The following is a 22,392-nucleotide window of genomic DNA, read 5'->3' as shown; positions in this document are numbered from 1 at the left end:
CGAAACAGCGTTATCCGCCGTCCAACGCGCGACTACTTCTTTAGTTTCGCTTCCGACCGTGTTGAGCTTTTCGCGATCATTGCCGACCCGCTTGATTAGCGCCTCGGACTGAGGCCGTGCTTCCTGCCTCCGGCCCTTCCATTCCCGATTTTCGCGCACAGCTCACAGGCGATAATCAAGAGCAGGAACGTGCCCTCAACGCCGCCACAGCGATATCCGCATAGCGCCGTCGGGTCAGCTCCACCTCCTCTATTGGAAGATCGTCAAGGATTCCTTCGCGGCGGTCGCGGAGCACGGTCTCTAGGAAGCACACCTTCAAGGAGTCACCGAGGTAAAGAACGCCAAAACCGGTTGGCGTAAAGACGGCGTCGAGGATCGCTGAACCGGCTCGGCGACTTCCCGTACCCCAATGGATCAGGATAGGTGCTCCAGTAGATCCGACCGAACGTCCGACCCCGCGGTATGGTCTCGATTTCGAGCTTTGCGGCTGCGAAATCGGGTGGAGGTGGAACGCCGGGCATTCAGTCGAAATCGCCCCTGGCCATGCCTTCCGCCGCGGCCAACACCGAGGCGTCATCACCTTGCTGAAGGGCTCGAAGGCCCGTCCGCCCATCGAGGGTGCCATGGCGCGACGCCAGAAACCGATAGACGGCCCAGGCACTGTTGCCCAACATGGCATGCAGCGCCGGCAATGCGCCGAAGGGACGACCGTCCTTGTCGAGTTGCCAGACAGGAAAGCGGAAACCGCGTTTGGCGCCATCGATCCCGAGCACCTGCCCGCTTTGCCGCTTGGCGTTGACCGTCACCCGCGATGTGCCGAGCAGCTTGGCAAAGGCATCCGCGCTCAGCATGCCCTCGCCGGCGACAATTTCGGCAACACGCTTGCGGCCACGCGCGCGCGCTCCGGCAAGAGCCGCCTCAAGTTCGGCATCGGGCATGCCCGTGTCCTCGACGGGAAAGGTGTCGTCTGAAGCGATCGGTTGCTCTTCGACTGGCGTGATCGTCTGCGCATCAGCCGCCGGATCGACCTCTACCCGGAACGATACGCGGTGGCCGATCTTCCGGCTGCGTGCGATCGCTTCCTGATAGCGTTCGAGCAATACCTTCTTGAAGTCTGCCTGTGCCGGAAGCTTTGTGGTGAAGCTCAGGGTGGCGACTCCCGCATGCGACGCGGACCCGCTATGATTGCTTGGTTTTGGAGCGGCCATGAAGAACCTCCTGCTGTCACCAATATGGTTACAGATCGCAAGTTCGTCAAGTTGGATAACTTCGTAAGGGAGAGAACCTTGCGTTGCGGACTACACAATTCCCCACGCTCGAAACCTTCCTCTGCCCGTCATCTCGCGCAGCCCGAGCTCGCCGACCAGATTGAGCGCCCCCTGTTTTGTCACTTTTAGCCGCTCCTGGATCATGCCTGCCGAGACGAGTGGCCGCGACAGCACGAGTTCGACCTCGGACAGTTTGGAGCTGGTGCGGCGGTCGCGGAGTTTTCGCTCCATCTGGCCTTTTGCCAGCACCAGCCGATCGTGTTCCTTCAGGCCGACCAGCGCGGCGTCGTGGATAGCATAAAGGCAGGCCAGCAACCGGTCCGACCGGTTGCGCGCCCGCCGCCGCTCGCGCGGGATGTTTTTGGCACCGAGATGCAAGCAGGCCAGATGGTTGGCGGCAAGGCCTTCCTGCCGCAGCAGCGCGGCAACAAGCAGCGGCCCGAGCCAAACTCCATGCTGAAGCACCTCGATGTCCGCCCAGGCTTCGAGCAGGATCGCCGCGCGCAACACCGCCGGCAACTCCCGCGTTTCCGCGATAACGTCCTGCCATTCGGCCAGCCGTTCTTCTTCATTCCAGTCAAGATCGTAGATCAGGCCGTTTTGCGGCTCCGGCCGGTGACGAAGTGACATCTCCTCTCTTCGAGCAGGCACGTCGGCGCCGCTCAGAATCTTCGACGAGCGTGCCAGGACAGCATCGATCTCGGCAAACTCCTCAGCCAGAAGCTCGTCCTCAATATCGTCCCGAACATCGGCTTCAACGACGCTGTTTCCACCCCCCTGCCCTTCCCGGTTTTTTTGTTCCGCCTCCGACATGGCGCCACCCCGGCCGGTCAGGGCCAAAAAACCGTCACGGCTGAGCGCCCAGTCCGGCTTCTGCGAAAAAATTCGCCGGCGGGTTCGCAGCACCGCATGGGCCCGGGTGAGCTCATGGGTCGGCGTCCGAATGTCCATATGGGCGTCGTGCAGGACCAGGTCCTCAAGATGGGCGAGCTCGCCCTCGATCCACAGCCCGGCGGCTGCGTCGGCGAAGTGCTGGCGCTCGACAAAACCGTCGCGGACGGGGGAACGCGCCAGTCGCTCATCAAGCCGCGCCAAAGCCTCGGTCGCCTTCGCGACGGGCGCGATGAGGGTGTCGAGGGACAAAAGACCGATGTCGTAAGCCATTGTTTTCATGATGCCTGATTCGCGTTAGTCAAGCTATCCGGCTGTTAAGTTGACTTGCAGGGGATTTTCTCTGGCGGCTTTTTCACTATCGATAATGACCTCTTATCGATACTTAATCGTTACACTCAGGCAGCCCAGTTCCAAGTTCGTTTGCTTTCTCCCTCCGAGCCCACGATGCGGCGATCCCTTCGCAGGTCAGAAGCAGCAACTGGTATACTGCTCGTTGCGCAAGCTCCGGCAAACTCGCAACCCGGGCGCCCCGCGGCGTGGTCGTTGCGCAGTTAAGATCATAGACGACCGCGCGACTTCCCCCTCGCGTGCTAGGCACCTGCGGCTTCCTTCATGCGCGCCAGATGCTCCACGGCAGATCTGTTCAGCGCACTTGTGCAGTGCCGTCCGTTCTCCCAGCCAGACGAGCGCTTCCTCACTGATCCAGTAATGTTTGGAATAGCGGGCCTTAACACAGTGAAGACGGTTGACGAGGAAAGCGAAACCGACGGGTGCGCGTAGGCCGTCTTCCATGATCGCGGAATTACCTGAATCACCAAGTTCGGTACTATCCACCGCGGCGGACCCCAACCCGCCCGGCCGGCGCCTATTCAGGCAAACTACCCCAACGCCCCCCAGCGGCGCCGGCCACCTTCCCCGCTAGGCGAGCGCTTCAGTTCCTCGGCAGCTTGTGGATCTCCAACCTGACCGGGCCGCCTCTGTCACAGCTCGTACAGAACAGGGCCCTTTCGACCGTGCTGAACAGCGCATCTTTGCCATAGCGCCGGACCAGGCCAGCGGCCTTCACCTCGGCATGATGTGAGCAGTTTTTGCACCAGGCGCGCAGCGTGTGCCATTCGCGCAGATCGCCAAGCGATACGAAAGCGCCACTTCGACATTGCCCCTGATGGCATTGGAGGGGCACATCCGATGCGCCGCCGATACAAGCGATCTATGCGCGACATCCGCTGTCGGGCCGCGGCGCCGAGGACGATTCGATCCAAAGGGCGTACCAGCGCTCTATTCTTCGCTATCGGGGGTGACGGCGCTGAGGGAAGCCAATCAGGCGGCAGCCTTCAGCCGACCACCCTGCTTGCCTATGACGCCGAGATTGAGGGCATATTTGATAGCCGGGATGAGGACGCCCTGAAAGCTGAAGGGATGGATCCCGCCGCCCTTGCCCACATGACTTGCAAAGGCCCTGTCATGGGCGTCGAACACCATCTCCTGCGTCTCGCGCGGATAGGCCCTGACGAACATCATGCGGCTGTGGCAGAGCCGGACATGGGCGACCTTCACGGTCACCGTCATGCCGTTGATCAGGACGATCTCGTGGCTCCAGTCGAACTGGTAGGCCTCGCCCGGCGCGAAGAACAGCGGCACATAGGCGTCCGCCGTCGCCGACCCCTGCGCCTTCGCCCAGCTCTTCGCGTAGCGGCGGACGGCGTCATAGCCACCCTCGTAGCCGAGACTGCAAAGCTCTTCGTAAATCCGGATCAGTGTCAGTTGCTCGCGCGCCGCCTTGCCACGGTTGCCATTCAAAAACCCGTCGAGCTGATCCTGCCACGGACCGATCTTCGGCTTGGGCTGCCGGCCGCGTTCGTAGGAGAACGATGTCTCATTGGATCTGAGAATCTTGCGGACGGTGTTCCGCGACACAGGCAACTCGCGGCAAATCCGCTTGAGCGACCATCCCTTCACATGGAAGGCGCGCCGAACCCGGGCAATCGTATCCACCGACTTCATCCCCACACCATCCGCTCGCCACGACGAGCCGATGGTCGCAAATCAAAGCATCAGGGGGGGGGGGCAAAATTGGACGCCGATTCCCCGGCTTATGGGGTCAATTTTGCACGCCGATTCTCAGCTAAAGTCTTCGACTGTCCCCCCCATGCCGCTCAAGCCCTGCGAGCAGGCTCGCTCGGGCGTCAGCCATAAACTCAAATTGAACGGGACGACCTGTCTTCTGCTGAAACACTATCGCGCGAGTCCGAATTTCGGGACCTGCGACTAACGTACCGATCCTAAGCTTCACAAGATCACAGCCACGCAGCTTGCTGTCGATGGCTAGATCAAAAAGTGCGCGATCACGCAGCCGAGGGGCACAGGGACACGGGAGACCCCTTCCTGATGCTTAGCCAGTATGACGGATAAAGTCGCGTTGCCGTGAGCGCATCTCAGCGAGCAAGGCCGCTTCGTCAGTCATTCCGTCTTGGAACAATTGCAATAGCGTAGACGCGATTATCTCAGCGTCGCCCGAGCTTGCATCGTGGTTGCCGTCTGCGCATATCTCGTCGAACACTCGTTGGAGTAGCGCAAGATCATTCGGATAAAATGCGCTTGTGCCGACGTAACGCTTAAACATCTCACCTCACGAGGCGAGAGTACGACACCCTCTCAATCGCCGGCTGCCTAACAGTTGGCTGGCGACTTCATGACTGTAGGCTAACGCACCGAAATAGCGAATCTATTCGCCAACGTTTCGCACGAACATCCCCTCCTCCTTAGCAGCAGCCCCGAAGGCCTTACGGGCCTCCTCCGGAGTCGCCCGATCCTCGACGGCGCGTCGATGTATAGTTGTGCAGCCTTCCGCCACTTAGGTCCCATCTTGGTCCACTTCAGGAGTTCCTCGGCGGCACCCTCGACATTGTTAGACCCGTAGGTCGGTCGGTCTTGACGTACACTGGAGGGGAGAACCAATGGGTTGCCACGACACCTCCTACTCAGGGGAGAGATACATCTTGGCCTCCTTTGCGGCAGCCTCAAAGGCCTTTCGCACCACCTGAGGGTCAATCGAATCGCCCTCCAGATCTGACAGGCACAGCGTCACCGCCTTATGCCAGCAGGGTCCTCTCCGGGTCCACGTTTTGAGCTGCTCAAGGGCTGCCCTCGCATTGTTGCAGCCATGCCTGACACCGGTTTCAGTCTTCACGAACACCGGAGGGACGAACCAATGGGTTGCCATGATACCTCCTACTCAGGGGAGAGATACACGTTGGCCTCCTTGGCAGCCGCCTCGAAGGCTTCACGGACCTCTTGGGGGGAGGATTTGCCCTCGAATGCATCGACGCAGGATTGGACAGCCTTGGTCCACCTCGGGCCCTTTGTGTCCCACGCCATGAGTTCCTCGGCGGCTCCCTCGACGTGGCTGACCCCATGGCGAATGCCTGGACGTTTCGTCTTCACGTAGACCGGTGGAGAGAACCAGAAGGGACCCATGAGGATGAACTTAGAGCGGCAAGAGGCTGCTGACCAACCCAGTTGCAGCCTCCGCTGATAAGGGAACAACGCAGGCCCTCGCGGGTTTAGAACTCGCAGCGGTCGATTCTTCGTGGATGCACCCGCTGTCGGGCCCGTCGCTTTTCTCACGGGCGGCGGGCCCTCGTGGCTAGAGACTGACTTTGCAATCGAATTTAGCTATTTGCCGTTGGGGGGAAGTAACGTCCCCTCCTCCTTATCGGCAGCCAGGAATGCCTTACGGGCCTCCTCAGCTCCCATCTCGTCGAATATCACGGCCATGCAAACGCGCACCGCGAGGTCCCAGCAAGGCCCACGCTTGGTCCACTTCATCAGCTCCTCGCCGGCTTTCTCGGCGTTGTTGACGTTGCGGATGATCCCGGGACGCTCGGTCCTGACAGGGACCGGAGGGTTGAACCAGTGGAGAGCCATACGTCACTCTTTGTCGGCCCTATCAAGTTCCTCCAGCAAATACCTTTGCTCAGCCGGCAGCTCCCGTTCTACAGGCAGATTTAGCATGTTGCGAAGGTAATTGCGGATTACCTCTGAAGTGATCCACCGCCGCACAACTTCGGCAATAACCTTCTGTTTGGCTTTATCGATTTCAGCCATGTTCGGGCCTACATCTTAAAAGGACCGAACTGCACCTCGAGCGGATTTGTTCCTTAAGGGGGCCAGAATGTTTGAGACAAAAATCTGGGCGGGTGATCGGATAACTGGCTCGCGCGAGGCCCCCCGCGCGCCCTGCGTTTCCCACTGGCGAGGCCCTAACAATCCCCGTCAGAGAAGTTGGAACCGCCAAGCTGCTGCCGTTTCGTCCGCGACGCCATCCACCATTACATGACCGATGCCCCGCGAGCAGCGCTCGATCCGCGCCTCGACGCGGTACACATCACGCAAGAGCGCCGGCGTGACGACATCTTCCGGCGTGCCGCAGGCGAACATCCGGCCCTCGGCGATAACGATGCATTTGTCGGCGAACCGGAGGTGTAATCAAGAATTATCTTTCAGAGCAATTCCAATGTACCGCTTTGGGGGAGAGCATTTCGGGTGATGACGGCTCACGCAAACTATTCGCTGCGCGACGAAATTCGGGACCATTGGTCCGATCGCGCCGAGACCTTCGACCTGCAGGTCGGTCACGAGATTTTTTCCGAGCAGGAGCGCGCCGCATGGGATGCGCTCATAAGCAAACACCTCGGACCCGGCGTCGGACGGGTGGCGTTGGATCTCGCCTGTGGGACGGGCGTGATTTCGCATCTGATTCACGATCTGGGGTTTGTGGTGGCGGGCCTCGACCTGCTCAGAAGCCATGCTCGCCAAGGCACGCGCCAAGGCACAAAACCGCGGCGCCGGTATACGCTTCATCATAGGGGACGCCGAGCGGACGCTCGAGGACAAGGCGAGCTACGATGTCATCGCCACTCGTCACCTAGTCTGGACGCTGGTGGAGCCAAAGGCCGCGTTTGCCGAATGGTTCTCGCTGCTGAAGCCCGGCGGCAAGCTGCTGGTCATCGACGGCGATTTTGTCAGCCGCAACTGGGCGACGAGTTTGCGGGAACTTTGGGAGAAGCTCACAACCGGCAAGTCGCGGGTCGTGGACAATGACCTCGCCTCCATGGCCAGACGCCACCAGAGCATTCTTGCCGGTGTCTATTTCTCGGGCGGCGCACGGGCGGAAGAGATAGGGCGCCTGCTGGCCGAAGCCGGGTTCGATCAGCCCGTCGTCGTCTGGAAACTGGTTGCGATCCATCGCGCCCAAGCTCAACAGATGAGTTGGCCCAAGGCGCTCGAACGCGCCACCCAGCACCGCTTCGCGATCTGCGCGACAAAGCCAAAGTAAACTCCTCGGCGCTGCCGGCGTCGGTCGCTCTAGTCAGGGTGGAACTTTAGGGATTTCTAATAATTGCCTGTGACCATTAGGCACGCTCCCTCCACTGCCCGCTGCAGATCGGGCCGCAACCCGATCGGGCCCGCGCTCTCCGCCAGAGGCGCGGGCTTCTTGGTTGCCTCGCGCTTTGCTAGCGTGTGGTGAAAGCAGGCTTCGCTACTGAAGCGTGAACTGCGGGACGCGAAGTTGGCCTCAAGCCGTTTCGTGAGCATTACGATGCCATCGGCCAACTGCATCTTGACGTAAAGCGGGCGCTGAACCTGCTCAACGAACGAACATTCGCGCCACCCCGCGAAATTTCGCCTCAGTCGAACTTGGCCGGCGACGAGAACGGCCGATCGGCGTCTAGCACGAAGATGGCCAGCTCATCGAGATCGGTTGTGCCGGCGCTGAACACTTCTATCGGCGTGTCGGCCCCGTGTCCGGTCATGGTTGTGCCGGCTTCGGCATAGGTCACGCCGTAGGGCGTTCTCTGGCCGAGCTTGCCGGCCAGCACGTAGAAGGCCTCCGGTCCCGGATGTGTATGGATTTGCGACTTGGCGCCGGGCGCTCCACCGGCGCGGTTGACGCGCAGCAAATGCTCGCTCGCGCTGATCGGAGGAAGGGGCCCGATCTCGACGACCTTGGTTCCGTCGGGCGTGGAGCCATCCTTCGGTCCGAGCGTGAACAGCCAGACCTTGCCTGCGACCTCCGCCGCAAGCGAGGTCGGGCTTGCAGCGCCCTGGGCCTGCGCAAGCGTCGGGAAACTCTCCAGCCGCCAGTCATTGGCCGTGTGAAGCATCTGCGCGGCGAGGACGACTTGCGGCACGCGTCGTTGCAGGATTTCAGGGACGAAGGAACTACGGAATGAGCACCCGCGGTACGAACTTCTTGCACAAAAGGCTGAGCACGGCCTGCCTGAGAGCCATCTGCCTGCACAAAAGGTAGCATTGTCTTAGCTCCAGATGAACGTGAGGAAGAAACCGGCAATAGCAATTGCCGAGATGACATTGGGCCACCATACGGCATCGTGGGCCGGTTTGGCTGGCTTGTACCTGTGCCCCGTGCGGGGCAGCAGGTCCGGATCGTAGCGCACGTGGCGCTTGGGGTCGTATTTGATTGGCCGTTTCATCGCGGGCCTTGACCACCAGCAAGCTTAAGAGGAGGCGCTGTGCTGGCTGACCAAAAACTTGCGCTCAAGGCAACGGAATAGCATCATTCGAACGAACACTGTTCGTCATGACGAGGAGGGAAGTGAATGCTGTCGGCGGCGCTTTCAAAGCTCTTCCGCAACAGATAGGCGGGTCATTCAGAGGGCCGCATAGTCAGTGGCAGTGGTAGTCGCCTGTCTTGTGGTTCTTGTGACAACCATTGCTGTCGGTGCCGCCGCTGTGTGCATAGGCGCTGGTCGCAAAAGCCAAGGTCAAAGCCGCCAATACGGCCAGAATTGCACATTTCATTTTAGCCCTCCCTCAATTAATCTGCACCAAAGTATCTTTGCAGGAGAGGTCCAAGCAACTTGCCGGAGGCGCGCTAGATCGGGGGCCGGCGCCAAGATCGAAGAGATCACGCCGAAGGTGAAGAGCTAGCCGGTCAGCTTAGTGAAGTCGTGGCGGCGCGCGCGAACATGTGCCAGCAAATTCGTTTCATTGACGACCCCGGATTGAAAGAGAGTCAGCGTCGTCGAGGCCAGAATCTGACCGTCTATCGAGGTGCTGTACCATTTAGCGTCGGCGGTTATTTGGTCGACCACCCGCTGGCAGATCGCCCGATCTTCAGGTCTCAGGAACTGGCTTTGCGGTGCTCGTAGCATCTCGACGCCTTTAAAAAGGGGAGTTACTGTGCCTCCCACGCGACACCCATGCTGGTCGCAGACAATGGACCGTAAACGCATTCAGACGGAAAATTGCCATTCATTTGAGCGGTGCAAGCAAGGTCTTAGCGCTTCGCCCTAACGGGGACGGCCCAGCGGCTTGGTTGCGGGGGGACTGGCAGCTGGAGGCCGCTGGGCCTGACCAGCGAGCCTTCGGGGGTGCTCGCCTGGCTGGCGAATACATGCGCTCAAGCTAATGGAATCGAAACATGCGAACGAAGTACGTGGTGGAAATTCCGCTGTGTATAGCCATAAGGTGCCCCGGAATGGGTCAATGCGTCTGGCACCGCACTTGCAAGGTCAGTATGGGGGAATGGGGCGGAGGCCCGTCGCTTCGCAAATGTAGCGGCGGGTCTTCTGCATAGAGGTCCCGTACCAGCCTGCGCACTGCCGTCCGTCTCGCTTTCCTCATCGATCGCCCGGACCGGCAGATAGGCGTTGGTTTCCAGCACGATCTGAATGCGGTCGGATCTACTGATTTTCATTTCAGCCGCGATGGAGTTGAGAGCGTCCTCCGTTGCGGGCGCCGGAGACGTTTGTAAGCATTAATGCGGCGCGGCGCAGGATGACCTGCAGATCCGCGCGTGAGATGTCCGCGATGCGGTCGGCGGCGCTTTCAAGCTCTTCAGCGATAGATTGGCGGGGCATTCGACTAGCGCTGTTCAAGTTCGCTGACTCTAATCTCCAACGCTGCAATCTGCTGCGCCAACTCGCGGAGCAATTCCTGCTGACTATTATGGTTCTCGACCTCTCTGTCGTTAATGTAGTTGACACAGGCGGCCAAGCGCTCGCTGACGCCATTGAAATGGTCAGCTAAATCGCGCGCGATTCTGCTCGCACCTTGCATGCATGTGCTCTTGTCAAAGAGGCTGCTTCCTGCCGGAACTGCGGACAGAACCAGAATTGCCAAAGAGAATATCACCCGACTGCGCATCCCAAATCTCCCGCCTTCATTTCGCGCGAGACTTTCCCTTCCGAAAGAAAAACGCAAGCTCCGCCCGCCGGTGACCTAAGGGTTTAGTCCCGGCATTTGATGGAGAGGATCGAGCCTGAATCGTTTTGGCTCTTTTGTCCAGATTTTGCAGATGAATTCGTATGGTGTGAGTCCCTTCAGGGTCTTTAGCCTGCGTCCGAAGTTGTAGGCGCTGACGAAGTCTGCGAGATGGGCTTCGAGCTGCTGGTGACTGTCCTAGTGGAAGCGTCTGACGGTGGCTTCCTTGATGGTTCGGTTCATCCTTTCGACCTGTCCGTTGGTCCAGGGATGCTTCACCTTGGTCGTGCGATGCTCGATGCCGCTGTCCCGGCAGGTGCGCCCGAAGATGTGCTCCATGGCGGCGGTCCTGCTCGCGGTTTTTGAACTGGATACCGTTGTCGGTGAGGATCGTGTGGATTTTGTAGGGAACCGCCGGGGTGAGATGGCGCAGGAACTCGGCCGCGATCATTTTTGTGGCCCGCTTGTGCAGCTCGACATAGGCGAACGTGCTGGTCCGATCGATGGCCACGAAGAGGTACAGCTTGCCTTCGGCCGTCTGCACCTCGGCGATGTCGACGTGGAAATAGCCGATCGGATAGGTCTTGAACTTGATCTTGGCCGGCTTGTCGCCTTCGACTTCCGGCAGGCGACTGATCCCATGTCGCTGCAGGCAGCGATGCAGGGATGAACGCGTCAGGGTCGGAATCGTTGGCTGCAGTGCGTAGAGGCAATCATCGAGCGGCAGCAAGGTGTGCCGCCGGAAGGCGACGATCATTGCCTCTTCCTCGATCGTAAGCACCGTCGAGGAGGGGTTCCTCGGCCCCGTCGGCACATCGGCGACCGACGTCCGCCCCTTCCACTTGATGACCGTCTTCTGGTTGATCCCGTAGCGCTTCGCCAGCGCTCTCAGGCTCTCTTGACTATTTTGATTGCTCGACGGACTGCCTCTGTCGTCGTGGCGCTGCCGTGAAGAACCTGGCCCATAGTGCCTCCTTCGATTCGGAAGAAAAGAATGCACCATCAAAGCTCGGGATCGAACACTTAGGCCACCTTAAAGGCGACCACCCGCTGCCGGCCCTCTCCCGGGCTTTCAAGGGGGTGAGGCATGGTCAGCATCGTAGCTATACGCCCACTCGCATTTCCGGCAATTCCCGCTTCTTGAAATGGCAAAAGGACTTCGCTCCTTTCGACAAACCTGTGCTTCGCTACAAAGTATCGCGCATAGGCGAAGCGCGTCATGGATCGCGGTGTGCACGTTGCGGCTAGCAGCAGCGTCGCCGACCCCATCAGGGCCAGCAGCTTCAAATGGCTGCATGAACAGGCACCCAACCAATGCGCCAGAACAACGAATTGCCTCTTTCAACGGGAGCCATCCACAGAACACATCGGTCAGTGAGCACGCTATAGGTCGCGGTCGCCAACGGCCTTATGGCTCGCATTGGTTGATTGGACCAGACGCCAACAGGTTGCCGGACCCTTCAAGCGCCATGCCTGATCTGACCGAACCCGCAAGTGTCAGGATGCTGTGAGCCAATCGCGGAGAGTGGTGGCACTTGCCGTAAGCTTCCTCTTCTGAATGAGAGTACACGCTGCTGACATGACCGGCGATGCAGTGTCAGAAACCCGCAAACTCGGCTGCCTTCCTTCTGAAGGCGGCCGGCGCCTCTGGGGGCGTGGGGTAAGAACGCTTGGCGGCGCCGGCCTGGCGGGTTGGGGTCCGCCACGTGAATAGTAGCGAGCTTGCAGTTTCAGGTAATTCCGCGATCGCGGAAGACGCGTCTACGCGTCCCCATCCGTTTTCGTCGATCTCCCGCCTTGGCAGCTAGGCGTTAGTTTCCAGCCACTCGCGCAGCACGATCGTAATGAGACCCGATCCGCCGATTTCCATTTCGGCCGCTATGCACTGCAAAGCGCCGCCCCCCGCAGGGGCGCGCTTGACGATAGCAGGACGAAGTGACTGGCGTTGATTCAATAACCGCGCGGTTTGGCCTTCGGCTCTGGCGAGCTTTCCGACGGGTTTGCAGCCAATTTTGCAGATCGCCGATCTTTTACCCACAGCGACTTTCTTCTTGCCAGTAAATCGTGGCGATCGCCTTCAGCGGTCGCTCGGCTATGCGTCGCAGCAATGGCATAGTCGGCTCTGTTGGTTCGATAGTCCTCTTCTTTTTGCACAGTCATCGTTTGCTCCCAGTTCGTGGCCCCTCTTTTGCCCTACCGGGGAAATTAACTGCCGGTGCATTCCGCGAGTCAATCGATTAAATAATGCACTCTGCAGTCGCGCCTACATCTCATTGTTTTCGATGATGCCGGCTAGCCGTCGGGCAGTTTGGGCGCGGGCGAAGGGGGACGTCTTGAGCCTCGCGCAGGCCCTACCATTCTCGCGTGGAATGGCTCTGGCTCGGCTTCGCGGTGGCTGCGGCGAGCACGTCGGCCGTGTATCGTGAGGCAGTTATTGGCGATGCGGCAATGGCGAATTAGTCATGGCAATGGCTGTGACCGGAAGCGCTCGCTTATGCGCTGTGCTGGAATGCACATGAAGTATGCGCGTGCGCGCCGCTTCGTCGATCTCTCGGCCTTCGAGGAAGTCGTCGATCTGATCGTACGAGACACCATATGCATCTTCGTCCGGCCGAAGCGGAACGAGGTTCTCCAGATCGGCGGTCGGGATCTTGTCAACAAGTTCACACGGAGCGCCCAGATGCGCTGCCAAAGCGCGAACCCTGCGCTTGTTCAACCCGGAAAGCGGAAGAATGTCGGCGGCACCATCGCCGAACTTGGTGAAGAAGCCCATCAATGCCTCAGCCGCATGGTCGGTGCCGATGACCAGCCCTCGGGTGGCGCCGGCGAGCGCGAACTGGGCGATCATGCGCTGACGCGCCTTAATGTTGCCAAGCAAGAAATCCTCGCGGCCGGCATCGCCGAGCTCGACACTGGCCAGCTTGATCGAATCCAGCATCGCGTCGGCAGCCGGCTTGATGTCGACCCGGTGCACTTCATCCGCTCCTATGGTGTCCAAAGCTCGCTGGGCGTCCTTCTCGTCCGCCTGAGTGCCGTACGGGAGACGAACCGCCACGAATCTTGCCTCGTATCCCGCCTTTCGCAGTTCCTCGACGGCCCGTTGAGCCAGAAGGGCCGCGGCGAGTGAATCCACTCCGCCGCTGATCCCCAGCACATACGCACTGAGGCCCGATGCACGAAGATAGGTGACGAGAAAGTCCACGCGCCGGCGCGCTTCCAGCGCGACATCGAAACTCGGAGTGACGCCAACCCGTCGATGATCATTTCCTGTTCCGTCATGCGCAGTGGTGCTCCTGATGTCACAACATTCCGTCCAGCCGCGCGGCCAGGAGGTCGGCGGTGGTCACCGTCTCGACCTGCATGCCGTAGCGGCTCTCATAGATCGCGAGCATGGCATCGTGGGTCGAGTCAGCTCCGGAACATACCGCATCAGCCACGATGACCACCCGGTAGCCGAGATCGATCGCCCCCATCACAGTGGCGAGCACGCAAACCTCCGTCTCCGCGCCTGACACGATGAGTGAATCAATGCCCGCAGACCGCAGGCGAGCATGCAGTGACCCGTGCCAAGCGGACATGACGGGTTTGTCCTCCAGCAAAGCGGGCGGCACGAACCGCGCCAGTTCCGGAACAAGATCAATCAGCTGAGGATCGAGCCGATCGCGGGTCATCGTCCCCCACTTGTGATAGTACCGCCGCCAGGCGCCGACTGCGTCGTCGGGAGATTGAGGGGGAATAAACCGGGTCAAGATCGTCCGCGCCGGATCAAGTTCGACGAGGGCGACGACATTGGGCAATACACGCTCCATCCACGGCGTGTGCCATTCAGTCGCCTCGGCAAACATCCGTTGCATGTCGACGCAGAGGTGAACCCAGCGCTCACGAAGCGGTCCAAACCGCAGGGCTTGGTCCAATTTCGTCAAGGCCCGACCGCCTCCCTGACAATGCTCTGCGCCTCGGACTTGTCCTGATGACCCACGATCTTCGCTTCCTTGCCTTCGGCGACTTGGCAGCCGACGAAGTAGTCCTCGATATTCTTGAGCTTGTTCAGTGGCATGTAGGCGAACTCATATGGTGGATGATCCTGGTGCAGCAGGAGCGGTGCCGCCAGTAGGCGGTTGTTGCGTTTGGCGGTTCCCCGCTCGACACATCCGCCGCGATTCCTCCGAGGACGCGGCACCGCAGCAGTGAGCCCATCGGAAGATTGGGATCCGTAAGCAGCGACATTTTTCATTGGATCACCTTCGTCAGCTTGCGTCGAACCGAGAAGCCGAACGAAAAAGGCAACGCGAAACCCAAAGTGAGCAGTTTCTTGGCTCGCAACATCCTGGTCTCAGCATCGTGGGCGTTCTGCGTCCGGCCTTCTTGGGGCGTCTCAACCGCAAAGCTGTAGCCGCCGGCCGCGTAGAGAGAGATATTGTCGATTGACTCGTTCATTTCGGGATAATCCGGTTCGACCATCCGTGTTCCTCGTGGTTCAATTGAGCTCGATCCAGGCCGGCGCATGGTCGCTTGGCTTCTCCCACCCGCGAAGCTCGACATCCACGCCGGCATTACGCAGCCGGTCGGAAAGAGAGGGGCTCACCAGGAGATGGTCCATGCGCAGGCCGGAACTCCGATCGAAGCCGCCCCGGTAGGAGAAATTCCAATAGGTGTAGATGCCCTTCTCCGGATGGATGCGCCGGACGGCATCGATCCAGCCACCTTTGAGCATTTTGGCATAGGCCTGCCGGCTCTCCGGGAAATAGACCGCATCGCCCAGCCATCGCCTCGGCACCACGGCGTCGATTGGGGTTGGAACGACATTATAGTCGCCGCAGAGAACGCTTGGTGCCCCGTCGTCGAGCAAATGCTGGCCGTAGCTGATGAGACGATCGAACCAGCGCAGCTTGTAGTCGAACTTTGGGCCAGGCGCTGGATTGCCATTGGGCAGGTAAAGGCAGCCTACGACTATCCCATCTACCTCGGCCTCGATATAGCGGCTGTGGGTATCGTCTGGATCGCCCGGTAGGCCGCGTCGACGTTCCACCGGCTCGATTCGGCGAGCGAGGATTGCCACACCGTTATAGGATTTCTGGCCGTGCCAGATGGCGCCGTAACCCGCCTCTCTGATCGCATCGACAGGGAACTTGTCGTCCGACGTCTTCAATTCCTGCAGGCAAATGATGTCGTAATCGGTTTCGCCCAACCACTTCAGGAGCACAGGCAGCCGGCCGTTGACGCCGTTCACATTGAAGGTGGCGATACGGGTCATGTGCATGCCCTCTCATGAGATACTGGCGGCGACCGGCGCGCAGGGGGGCGTGGCCTATCCCGTTGCGCTGAACCCCCAGCTCTTGGTATCGCCAACTTCGCCGGCATCCTGTGCGGCCGAGGTTCACTTCTTGCCCAGCTCGTCTTCGACCTTCTTGCGACTGTTGCCGAGCGACTTCACCGCCGATTTGACGTCAGCTTTGCTGGCGCCGGTTTTGCCCGCCTCGTACTTCATTTCATGATCCTGCCCACCAGCGACCCTGGCACGGTCCTGATTGCGTCCACGTGTTGTTCCAGTGCTTGCCATTTCTTCCTCCGAGGATTGCCGTTCCAGTCCCAACAACGCAGCCGGACTCTTCCGGTTCAATCCTTCGACGCGCGGGCCATGGAACCGAATCCAGGCCGGGTTTGTTGAATCAGCCCATGTATTCGAGGCCCTCAGTCGACCAGGCGCTCACCGACGACGCCCCCGAGCTCGCCGCCAGCCTGCACGACTTGGCCGACCAGCTGCACACCCCCTGCCCGCCAGCCTGAGCGACCGCGTCGTGCGGCGCAGGCCACCGACCTCGGCCGGGTCGCCAGGGATACCTGGCACGGCGCCGCCACCGGCGACGCGACAATCCCCGCTGGCCTGGCTGGCGCCCTGGTCACCGATGCATCCGGCATCGGCGACGTGCGCGACCTGATCCACGAAGGCTGCGCCTATCTCGACGGCGCCGCCTATGACCCGGTCATCCTCGGCCTCGCCGCCGTCGGGCTCACCATCGCGGTCGTCACGGTGACCATCCTCGGCGCCACCACGCCGGCACGCGTCGGGGCCACGGTTCTCAAGGCCGCCAGCAAGGGCGGCCGGCTGTCGAAGCCGCTGCGCGGCGAATTGGTGCGGCTCGCCGGCGACGCCGTCGATGGCGAGGCGCTGCGCGCCACGGTGACTCTCGCCAGGGCCGGCGATCTCGCCGCCGCCTGCGCCACGCTTACGGGCGTGCTGCGCCCTGCCCCGTTGGCCACCCTGCGCACAGCCGCCGCCGACCTCCTCGGCATCGTCGCCAAGGCGCAAGGCTACCGCGCCACGGCGGATGTTCTGAAGCTGTGGACATCCGCGGCGGACATGGGCCGGTTCACGCGCCTGTCGGCGCGGTTCGGCAGGGGTTCCGGGGCCTCCTCGCCGTGCTCGGCGCCTCGGCGCTGACGCTCGCCGGCCTGACCGTCACGCTCACCAGTTAGCTGGCTGGCCTCGGCCGTGCTGTGGGCCCTGCTCTACTTCAGCTGGCGGCTCCTGCGCCGGCTGGGGCGGTGAGCTACCCCGTGGGGGCTGTCTGCCTGGCTGTCTGCCCCCACACCCCCGAGAATATTGTAGGACGGTTAGGATCCTGTTTTCGGAGGTGTCATGGCGCGGAGACGGGCTGGCAGGCGGGCGATCAGCTCGCCGATCGGCACGCCCGGCCGGGGGTCGCTAAGACTGGCACGCTGCATGGCCTCAAGGACGGGTGTGGGTCTCCGCATCGTCGACGCTCGAGCCGCCTTCGCTGCACGGAACGCAGCGCCGGCCCTAAAAGTTCACCAGCCTGACGGACTCCGCGGAATATGGCGCCTGAAGTGATCCCCGATGCTCGAGACCGACGCAGTCACCTTTCCGGAGAGCCGGCAAGCCTACGCCGAAATGCTGGGTAACGGCTGGATTGATGCCGTCCGCCGCATCCCTCCACAGAAAGGCATCTACACGTATTGGAACTTCTCCTACCGGGGCGGTTATGATCGGAGTTCCGGCCTCCGGATGGATCATCTCCTCGTGAGCCCATCACTTTCGAACAGGTTACGTGATGCCGGCGTGGACGCTGATTTGCGAGGTTGGCAAAAGCCGAGTGATCATGCGCTCGCCTGGATAGAGCTCGACCTCTGCGGCAAATAGTTGAGTGATCCATTGTTCGGCTAGGCGTCTTCGCCGACTGCTGACAAAAATCCCTGCCGGGAATTTCGTTTCCTGCCCTTGATCCTCACGCTGCCTTTCTGACGGCCGCCCTGAACGGACGGTCGATGGTGAAGGCATCTGGACGGATGGCTGCCTCAACCTGGCTCCAGGTCACGGGATGAGCGATTGGGAAGCCAGGTCGCGCTCGTGGGGAGAAGGCGCCGACCGCCGTGTTGCCGCGCCCATTGCGGAGGTAATCAATGAAGATGCGGCCCTTTCGGGCTGCCGGTGCGGCGGAGAGCAGATAGCGATCAGGATGAGCTTCAGCGAGGCGCTTGGCGAACGACCGGGCAAGGAGCCGGGCATTGTCGTGCGGGATCTTCGTCGCAAGTGGGGCCATCAGGTGAATTCCCTTGCCGCCCGTCACCTTCGGCCAGCTCTCTAGGCCTTCTGCTCCCATGATGTCGCGGAGCGCTAGCGCGGTCCGGATGACCTCATCCCACTCGACCTCCTCACCCGGGTCGAGGTCCAGAACGATGCGGTCGGCATGCTCGATGTCATCAACGGTGGCATTCCAAGGATGCAGCTCTACAGCATCCATCTCGACCAGCCCTAGCAGGCCGGCAAGGTCGTCCACCCACACGCGCACACCTTCGCCACCCTCGCGCTTCTGAACGCGCAACTGATGCACTGCTGGCGGGATCTTCGGCAGCGCGCCCTTGTGGTAAAAGGTTGCGCCGAGAGCATGGCGGACCAGCTTCAGCGGTCGGTGGCCGAGATGGACGAGTGCGTGATCGGCAACCCTCTGCCAATAGCGCGCAAGCTCTTCTTTGGACGGCGAGACCGCCTCGGGCAGCAGTTGCAGGATGTTCTCGCTGGGAACGCCATATTCCCGGGCTGGCCCACGTCGCTTTGATGGCGCAGGAGGCTTGGCCGGGATCGCCACGAGGTCTTCTCGCAGACCCTTGAACACGGCTTCACGCAGCACGCCGCGATCTGTTACGCCACTGAATTGCACCTCGGCCAGCACGTCCGGTCTGACCCATGTCGCCTTCGGTTTCACGATCGGCTCTGACAGAGGTGATTTGTTGATGATCAGCGCGTCAAGCCGCTCTCGAACCAGTCGCGCAGCGCTCAAGGTGTAGCCGCTGCGAGCCTTGCCGGCATAGAGCAGTCGGTCGCCCTCGCGGCGGCCTATGTAAAGCGATGCGATACGGCGCGGGTGAGCGCCGAGCTTTTCCACGAAAGCGACAATGGGGAAGGTGTCGCTCTTGATGCACTTCACCTTGAGCCAACTGGTCTGGACGCCCGAGCGGTACGTGGCATCGGTGCGCTTGGAGACAATCCCCTCCAAGCCCATTCGGCAGGCATGTTCAAACACGTCCGTGCCGCTCACCTCCAGATGCTCGGCATAGGTCAGTGTCGGCGCTGAGTTCTTAAGCAGCTTCTCTAGGGCTGCCTTGCGCCTCACCAGCGGCTGCTGTCGTAGATCGCGCCCGTTGAGGTGCAGCAGGTCGAACGCGTAGAAGATGAGCCTCGCCGAGTCTGGATTGCCCAACTCCCGTTCCAAGGCTTGGTAATCCGGCAGGCCGCTGTCGCCGAGAACGACAGCCTCCCCGTCGATGATCGCCGCCTTCACCGGCAGACCCGCCGCTGTTTGAACAATTCGTCGGTATCGATGCGACCAGTCGTAGCCACGACGCGTGAAGGCCCGCGCTTTACCGCCCTCAATGATCAGCTCGGTGCGGTAGCCGTCGTATTTGATCTCGTGAAGCCATTCGCCGCCCTCGGGCGCATTCTCGACCAGCGTGGGCGACTGGAACTCAATGAAAGCGAGCTGGCCATCCCCAGCTTTGGAACTCATGGCATACTCCTGACCTTCCACCCAAACCTTGCGGCCAGTGAATAGGTTCCGCAACAGGGCTGGCCGGAGGAGTAAGGCCCCGAGCCGGTTTACCCGATCCTTGCTCGAACCGGGCGTGGTTGAGGGAACTCTTAGTTAAGCCGTCGCTTATGTACGAATGTCGCTCCATTTGTTCTCTCCGCCGGTCTCCGTAAGGACCACCCGTCCTGGCATTGCTTATCAGTGCAACAACGTCGAGGGAGCCGCCGAGCAACTGTTGCAGTGGACCAAGCGTGGCCCCAAGTGGCACAGGGCAGTGCAGCTCTGCATGGATGCCATGATCGATCAGGTGAAACCCGAAGTGGTCCGCAGGGCGTTTCTCGAAGCGGCCAAGGAAGAGGGAAACCTAGTGCCTCCTTAGCATCTGCGACCGAAAGCCCTACTCTTGGTCGGGCACGAACCTAACAAAGAGCATCGTCGGCTCTGCAGCGAGGCGGCGGTCGTAGAACTGGCAAGCGAGGACCATTGACTTGCCGACTACCGCTGCGCCTTCAGCGATAGTCAAGCTATCCGGCATTTAAGCTGACTTGCAGGGGATTTCTCGGGCCTTCTCACTATCGATAATTATCTCTTATCGATAGCGATCAGACCAAGGCTTGACCAATCTGCGGAATCGGCGCTATCGTGGTGCAGAACCGTGTTTGTCGTGCATGGCTGGGCTCAGCGCGACGCGAGTCGCATAGCGCGCTACAGCACAGCAAGCTCCTACGAGGACAAAACAATGACCATCACGGTGAAAATTGGCGAGGCCAAAACCCACCTTTCGGAACTGCTCGCTAAGGTCGAGGCCGGTGAGGAGGTGATCATTTCGCGCGGCAACGATCCTATCGCCAAGCTGTCCCGCCTTCCCCAAAACCAGGATCTGGGCGCCTTGATCGAAGAGGTCCGCGCCGCGCGGGCCCACGCAAAACCTGTCACCACCGAGGAAATTCTGGCCTGGAAGCATGAAGGCCACCCTTACTGATGCGTCTCGTCCTGGACGCGTCCATAGCCGCGGCCTGGCTGCTGCCGGAGGAGCACAGCGCGGTCGCCGAGACGCTGGTTGCCGGCCTGACGGGGCGATCGCCGGTGCCGTCGCTGTTCTGGCACGAGGCGCGCAGTGTCGTGCTGATGGCCGAGCGGCGTAGCCGCATCGCCGCAGGCGAAGCGGCCACCGCCATGGCACGGCTGCGCCGATTGCCGCTGGAGGACGCCGGCGGCGGGTCGGACGGCGCGGTGCTGGCGCTAGCGGCCGCGCACGGTCTCAGTGCCTATGACGCCGCCTACCTTGCGCTGGCCATCGAAACCGAGTTGCCGCTGGCGACCCTCGATCGCAAGCTCGCCGTTGCCGCGCGCGGCAAGGGAGTCCACATTTTCGGACCGCTCGCCAATGGCAACTGACCTCGTCGCTCGGCCACCTGGCAATGGTGTTCGACGCGCCGAGGCGCTCGACGCATTGGATTCGGTGCTGCCCTTCGACCGGCGCGATCTTTTGGCCGAAATCCTGACCGACGACGATGTCGCAACGCTGCGCCACCTGGCCAAAGAAGGCATCGGCGCAAACTCTCTCCGCGCGCTGGCCTCCGACCTTGGCTATCTCGAGGCATGGTCTTTTGCCGCCACCGGTTCTCCGCTGCCCTGGCCGGCGCCGGAAACGCTTTTGATCAAATTCGTCGCCCACCACCTGTGGGATTCTTCCCGGCGCGAGAGTGATCCGACCCATGGCATGCCGGCTGACATAGCGGCGTCGCTGGTAGCCCAGGGCCTGTTACGGGTGACAAAAAGACCGCATGCGCCGTCCACCGTGCGCCGGCGCCTGTCGAGCTGGTCCACCTTGACCAGATGGCGCGGACTTGTCGGAAACTTCAACGCGCCGGGGCTGCAGAGCGCCATCAGACTGGCGGTGCGCGCCGGCGCCCGGCCGCGGAACCGCAAAGCGGTGACCGCTGACATTTTGACCGCCCTCCTGAAGGCCTGCGCCGGCGACCGCCTCGTCGACATGCGCGATCGCGCGCTGCTCATCACCGCCTTCGCCTCGGGCGGTCGCCGCCGCAGCGAGGTTTCTGACCTCCGCGTCGAACAGCTCATCGAAGAAGAGCCGGTGCCCGCGGATCCCAAGGATTCAGAGGGGCAAAAAATTCCCTGCCTGAAAATCCGGCTCGGCCGGACCAAGACGACACAGGCCGATGGCGACGCTTTCGTGCTGCTCGTCGGCCGGCCGGTGACGGTGCTGCGAGCGTGGCTCGAGCGCGCCGGCGTCACTGAAGGCGCCGTGTTTCGCGGCATCGACCGCTGGGGCAATCTCGAAGCGCGCGCCCTGACGCCGCAGGCCGTCAATCTGATCCTGAAGCGCCGCATCGCCGAGGCCGGGTTCGATCCGCAAGCCTTCTCCGCCCACGGCCTGCGCTCCGGCTATCTCACCGAAACCGCACGCCGCGGCATTCCGTTGCCCGAAGCCATGCAGCAGTCGCAGCATCGCTCTGTGCAGCAGGCCTCGAACTACTACAATGACGCGGAACGCAGGCTCGGGCGGGCGGCGCGGATAATCGTCTGAGTCGCAGATCGATCCGACCCTTGCGGCGCGCCCAGAATCTCAAGAGTCGCCGCCGGCGATAGCCTGCCAAGACTGTGACTGTCACCCACGCTTGCCCTGGGCACCCGTAATGGAAATGATCGCGGGCGCTACCGTGACGAACAGGATATAAGGCTCTCTGGCAGCAAGCTGGTTGAGGGAAGCCCCACCGTCATGAAGCCAATGAACGAAGAGCACCTCGCGGTCCTACGCAGGCACATGGTCGAGATGATTGCAATCCATACCGACCTTGCAAGCGAAGAACTCGGCAAGGCGGCGCTCGATGAGCGGGTATTGGCAGCGATGAGGCGGATACCGCGGCATCTCTTCGTGCCAGCATCAGTTGCGCCTTATGCCTACCAAGACATGCCGCTGCCGATCGGCT

Annotated in this window: 27 protein-coding genes and 9 pseudogenes; 9 read left to right on the top strand and 27 right to left on the bottom strand. The window is 61.3% G+C overall.

Annotated elements, in window-relative coordinates:
- Positions 1-175 precede the first annotated feature (175 nt).
- The 4 genes and pseudogenes from NKH29_RS30530 to NKH29_RS30515 form a co-directional block, all read right to left on the bottom strand.
- Positions 176-577 carry an RES domain-containing protein gene (locus NKH29_RS30530; protein ID WP_352516130.1) on the bottom strand — a complete coding sequence of 134 codons (402 nt, stop codon included), beginning with the start codon at positions 575-577 and terminating at the stop codon, positions 176-178.
- Positions 522-1,208, bottom strand: a complete 687-nt coding sequence (locus NKH29_RS30525; protein ID WP_352496210.1) for an XRE family transcriptional regulator — start codon at positions 1,206-1,208, stop codon at positions 522-524. Before NKH29_RS30525 ends, NKH29_RS30530 begins: the two co-directional genes overlap by 56 nt.
- 90 nt (positions 1,209-1,298) lie before the next feature.
- Complete coding sequence (locus tag NKH29_RS30520; RefSeq protein ID WP_353001249.1) at positions 1,299-2,432, bottom strand: RHE_PE00001 family protein; 1,134 nt, start codon at positions 2,430-2,432, stop codon at positions 1,299-1,301.
- Positions 2,433-2,752: 320 nt separating this feature from the next.
- A pseudogene (locus tag NKH29_RS30515) lies at positions 2,753-2,894 on the bottom strand (nucleotidyltransferase); the annotation flags it as partial.
- A gap of 467 nt (positions 2,895-3,361) precedes the next feature.
- On the opposite strand from NKH29_RS30515, the pseudogene NKH29_RS30510 reads away from it, so the two are divergent.
- Positions 3,362-3,611: pseudogene (locus NKH29_RS30510) on the top strand (RES domain-containing protein); the annotation flags it as partial.
- On the opposite strand, the pseudogene istA reads toward NKH29_RS30510, so the two are convergent.
- From istA to NKH29_RS30470, 7 genes and pseudogenes are all read right to left on the bottom strand, one after another.
- Positions 3,612-4,166: pseudogene (gene istA / locus NKH29_RS30505) on the bottom strand (IS21 family transposase); the annotation flags it as partial.
- Between the two features lie 139 nt (positions 4,167-4,305).
- Positions 4,306-4,518 (bottom strand): annotated as a pseudogene (locus NKH29_RS30500) (integrase); the annotation flags it as partial.
- A 621-nt stretch (positions 4,519-5,139) separates the two neighbouring features.
- Entirely contained in the window at positions 5,140-5,385 is a 246-nt protein-coding gene (locus tag NKH29_RS30490; RefSeq protein WP_352496211.1) for a DUF982 domain-containing protein, read from the bottom strand.
- Between the two features lie 8 nt (positions 5,386-5,393).
- Positions 5,394-5,639 (bottom strand): DUF982 domain-containing protein, encoded by a 246-nt coding sequence (locus NKH29_RS30485; protein WP_352496234.1) that lies wholly within the window; start codon positions 5,637-5,639, stop codon positions 5,394-5,396.
- Between the two features lie 198 nt (positions 5,640-5,837).
- The gene (locus tag NKH29_RS30480; protein ID WP_352911093.1) at positions 5,838-6,089 is read right to left on the bottom strand and encodes a DUF982 domain-containing protein; all 252 of its coding nucleotides are present in this window, start codon (positions 6,087-6,089) and stop codon (positions 5,838-5,840) included.
- A gap of 3 nt (positions 6,090-6,092) precedes the next feature.
- Complete coding sequence (locus tag NKH29_RS30475) at positions 6,093-6,269, bottom strand: hypothetical protein (protein WP_352592180.1); 177 nt, start codon at positions 6,267-6,269, stop codon at positions 6,093-6,095.
- Positions 6,270-6,437: 168 nt separating this feature from the next.
- A pseudogene (locus tag NKH29_RS30470) lies at positions 6,438-6,644 on the bottom strand (hypothetical protein); the annotation flags it as partial.
- A gap of 63 nt (positions 6,645-6,707) precedes the next feature.
- Here NKH29_RS30470 and NKH29_RS30465 point away from each other — a divergent pair.
- Positions 6,708-7,500 (top strand): annotated as a pseudogene (locus NKH29_RS30465) (class I SAM-dependent methyltransferase).
- A 352-nt stretch (positions 7,501-7,852) separates the two neighbouring features.
- Here the strand turns inward: NKH29_RS30465 and NKH29_RS30460 are convergent.
- The 15 genes and pseudogenes from NKH29_RS30460 to NKH29_RS30390 all read right to left on the bottom strand — a co-directional run bounded on the left by NKH29_RS30460 (position 7,853) and on the right by NKH29_RS30390 (position 16,295).
- A complete protein-coding gene (locus NKH29_RS30460) occupies positions 7,853-8,356 on the bottom strand; it encodes a cupin domain-containing protein (protein ID WP_352592177.1) in 504 nt (167 codons plus the stop codon).
- Positions 8,357-8,482: 126 nt separating this feature from the next.
- A complete protein-coding gene (locus NKH29_RS30455; RefSeq protein ID WP_023722174.1) occupies positions 8,483-8,659 on the bottom strand; it encodes a hypothetical protein in 177 nt (58 codons plus the stop codon).
- Between the two features lie 193 nt (positions 8,660-8,852).
- Positions 8,853-8,987, bottom strand: a complete 135-nt coding sequence (locus NKH29_RS30450; protein WP_156948257.1) for a YHYH domain-containing protein — start codon at positions 8,985-8,987, stop codon at positions 8,853-8,855.
- A 125-nt stretch (positions 8,988-9,112) separates the two neighbouring features.
- On the bottom strand, positions 9,113-9,340 hold the full coding sequence (locus NKH29_RS30445; RefSeq protein ID WP_023722175.1) for a hypothetical protein: 228 nt from the start codon (positions 9,338-9,340) through the stop codon (positions 9,113-9,115).
- Between the two features lie 443 nt (positions 9,341-9,783).
- Positions 9,784-10,048: pseudogene (locus tag NKH29_RS30440) on the bottom strand (hypothetical protein); the annotation flags it as partial.
- Positions 10,049-10,052: 4 nt separating this feature from the next.
- Complete coding sequence (gene cutA, locus NKH29_RS30435) at positions 10,053-10,334, bottom strand: divalent-cation tolerance protein CutA (RefSeq protein ID WP_023722176.1); 282 nt, start codon at positions 10,332-10,334, stop codon at positions 10,053-10,055.
- A 75-nt stretch (positions 10,335-10,409) separates the two neighbouring features.
- Positions 10,410-11,357: pseudogene (locus tag NKH29_RS30430) on the bottom strand (IS481 family transposase).
- A 984-nt stretch (positions 11,358-12,341) separates the two neighbouring features.
- On the bottom strand, positions 12,342-12,551 hold the full coding sequence (locus tag NKH29_RS30425; protein WP_084643038.1) for a hypothetical protein: 210 nt from the start codon (positions 12,549-12,551) through the stop codon (positions 12,342-12,344).
- A 271-nt stretch (positions 12,552-12,822) separates the two neighbouring features.
- The gene (nadE, locus tag NKH29_RS30420) at positions 12,823-13,689 is read right to left on the bottom strand and encodes an NAD(+) synthase (protein WP_353001251.1); all 867 of its coding nucleotides are present in this window, start codon (positions 13,687-13,689) and stop codon (positions 12,823-12,825) included.
- A gap of 1 nt (position 13,690) precedes the next feature.
- On the bottom strand, positions 13,691-14,314 hold the full coding sequence (locus tag NKH29_RS30415) for a cysteine hydrolase family protein (protein WP_353001248.1): 624 nt from the start codon (positions 14,312-14,314) through the stop codon (positions 13,691-13,693).
- Positions 14,311-14,625: a hypothetical protein gene (locus NKH29_RS30410; RefSeq protein WP_352496216.1), complete on the bottom strand. Its 315-nt coding sequence runs from the start codon at positions 14,623-14,625 to the stop codon at positions 14,311-14,313. The genes NKH29_RS30415 and NKH29_RS30410 overlap by 4 nt, the downstream gene beginning before the upstream one ends.
- Positions 14,622-14,852 (bottom strand): hypothetical protein, encoded by a 231-nt coding sequence (locus NKH29_RS30405; RefSeq protein WP_023722182.1) that lies wholly within the window; start codon positions 14,850-14,852, stop codon positions 14,622-14,624. Before NKH29_RS30405 ends, NKH29_RS30410 begins: the two co-directional genes overlap by 4 nt.
- A gap of 16 nt (positions 14,853-14,868) precedes the next feature.
- Positions 14,869-15,645 carry an exodeoxyribonuclease III gene (gene xth, locus NKH29_RS30400; protein ID WP_352717661.1) on the bottom strand — a complete coding sequence of 259 codons (777 nt, stop codon included), beginning with the start codon at positions 15,643-15,645 and terminating at the stop codon, positions 14,869-14,871.
- Positions 15,646-15,768: 123 nt separating this feature from the next.
- Entirely contained in the window at positions 15,769-15,951 is a 183-nt protein-coding gene (locus NKH29_RS30395; protein ID WP_031195005.1) for a DUF3606 domain-containing protein, read from the bottom strand.
- A 131-nt stretch (positions 15,952-16,082) separates the two neighbouring features.
- On the bottom strand, positions 16,083-16,295 hold the full coding sequence (locus NKH29_RS30390; RefSeq protein ID WP_156948261.1) for a hypothetical protein: 213 nt from the start codon (positions 16,293-16,295) through the stop codon (positions 16,083-16,085).
- A 22-nt stretch (positions 16,296-16,317) separates the two neighbouring features.
- Here NKH29_RS30390 and NKH29_RS30385 point away from each other — a divergent pair, with 22 nt between their 5' ends.
- Positions 16,318-16,833, top strand: coding sequence for a hypothetical protein (locus tag NKH29_RS30385; protein WP_352592161.1), 516 nt, complete (start codon positions 16,318-16,320; stop codon positions 16,831-16,833).
- Between the two features lie 417 nt (positions 16,834-17,250).
- Positions 17,251-17,553 (top strand): exonuclease/endonuclease/phosphatase family protein, encoded by a 303-nt coding sequence (locus NKH29_RS30380; protein WP_353001247.1) that lies wholly within the window; start codon positions 17,251-17,253, stop codon positions 17,551-17,553.
- 85 nt (positions 17,554-17,638) lie between these two features.
- On the opposite strand, the gene ligD is transcribed toward NKH29_RS30380, so the two are convergent.
- Entirely contained in the window at positions 17,639-19,417 is a 1,779-nt protein-coding gene (gene ligD / locus NKH29_RS30375; RefSeq protein WP_353001246.1) for a DNA ligase D, read from the bottom strand.
- A gap of 157 nt (positions 19,418-19,574) precedes the next feature.
- Here ligD and NKH29_RS30370 point away from each other — a divergent pair, with 157 nt between their 5' ends.
- The 5 genes and pseudogenes from NKH29_RS30370 to NKH29_RS30350 form a co-directional block, all read left to right on the top strand.
- The gene (locus tag NKH29_RS30370) at positions 19,575-19,817 is read left to right on the top strand and encodes a DUF982 domain-containing protein (RefSeq protein WP_353001245.1); all 243 of its coding nucleotides are present in this window, start codon (positions 19,575-19,577) and stop codon (positions 19,815-19,817) included.
- A 360-nt stretch (positions 19,818-20,177) separates the two neighbouring features.
- Complete coding sequence (locus NKH29_RS30365; protein WP_352852019.1) at positions 20,178-20,420, top strand: type II toxin-antitoxin system Phd/YefM family antitoxin; 243 nt, start codon at positions 20,178-20,180, stop codon at positions 20,418-20,420.
- Positions 20,420-20,836, top strand: coding sequence for a type II toxin-antitoxin system VapC family toxin (locus tag NKH29_RS30360; RefSeq protein ID WP_352791596.1), 417 nt, complete (start codon positions 20,420-20,422; stop codon positions 20,834-20,836). The genes NKH29_RS30365 and NKH29_RS30360 overlap by 1 nt, the downstream gene beginning before the upstream one ends.
- Positions 20,826-21,989 carry a tyrosine-type recombinase/integrase gene (locus NKH29_RS30355; protein WP_353001244.1) on the top strand — a complete coding sequence of 388 codons (1,164 nt, stop codon included), beginning with the start codon at positions 20,826-20,828 and terminating at the stop codon, positions 21,987-21,989. The genes NKH29_RS30360 and NKH29_RS30355 overlap by 11 nt, the downstream gene beginning before the upstream one ends.
- Positions 21,990-22,181: 192 nt before the next feature.
- Positions 22,182-22,392: pseudogene (locus NKH29_RS30350) on the top strand (protein-L-isoaspartate(D-aspartate) O-methyltransferase); the annotation flags it as partial.

Origin of the sequence: Mesorhizobium sp. M1295, from assembly GCF_040318135.1 — a bacterium.
In the GTDB taxonomy this organism is placed as follows: domain Bacteria; phylum Pseudomonadota; class Alphaproteobacteria; order Rhizobiales; family Rhizobiaceae; genus Mesorhizobium.
Note: the sequence above shows the minus strand (reverse complement) of the source record. Positions and strands in the feature narration are given on the sequence as shown.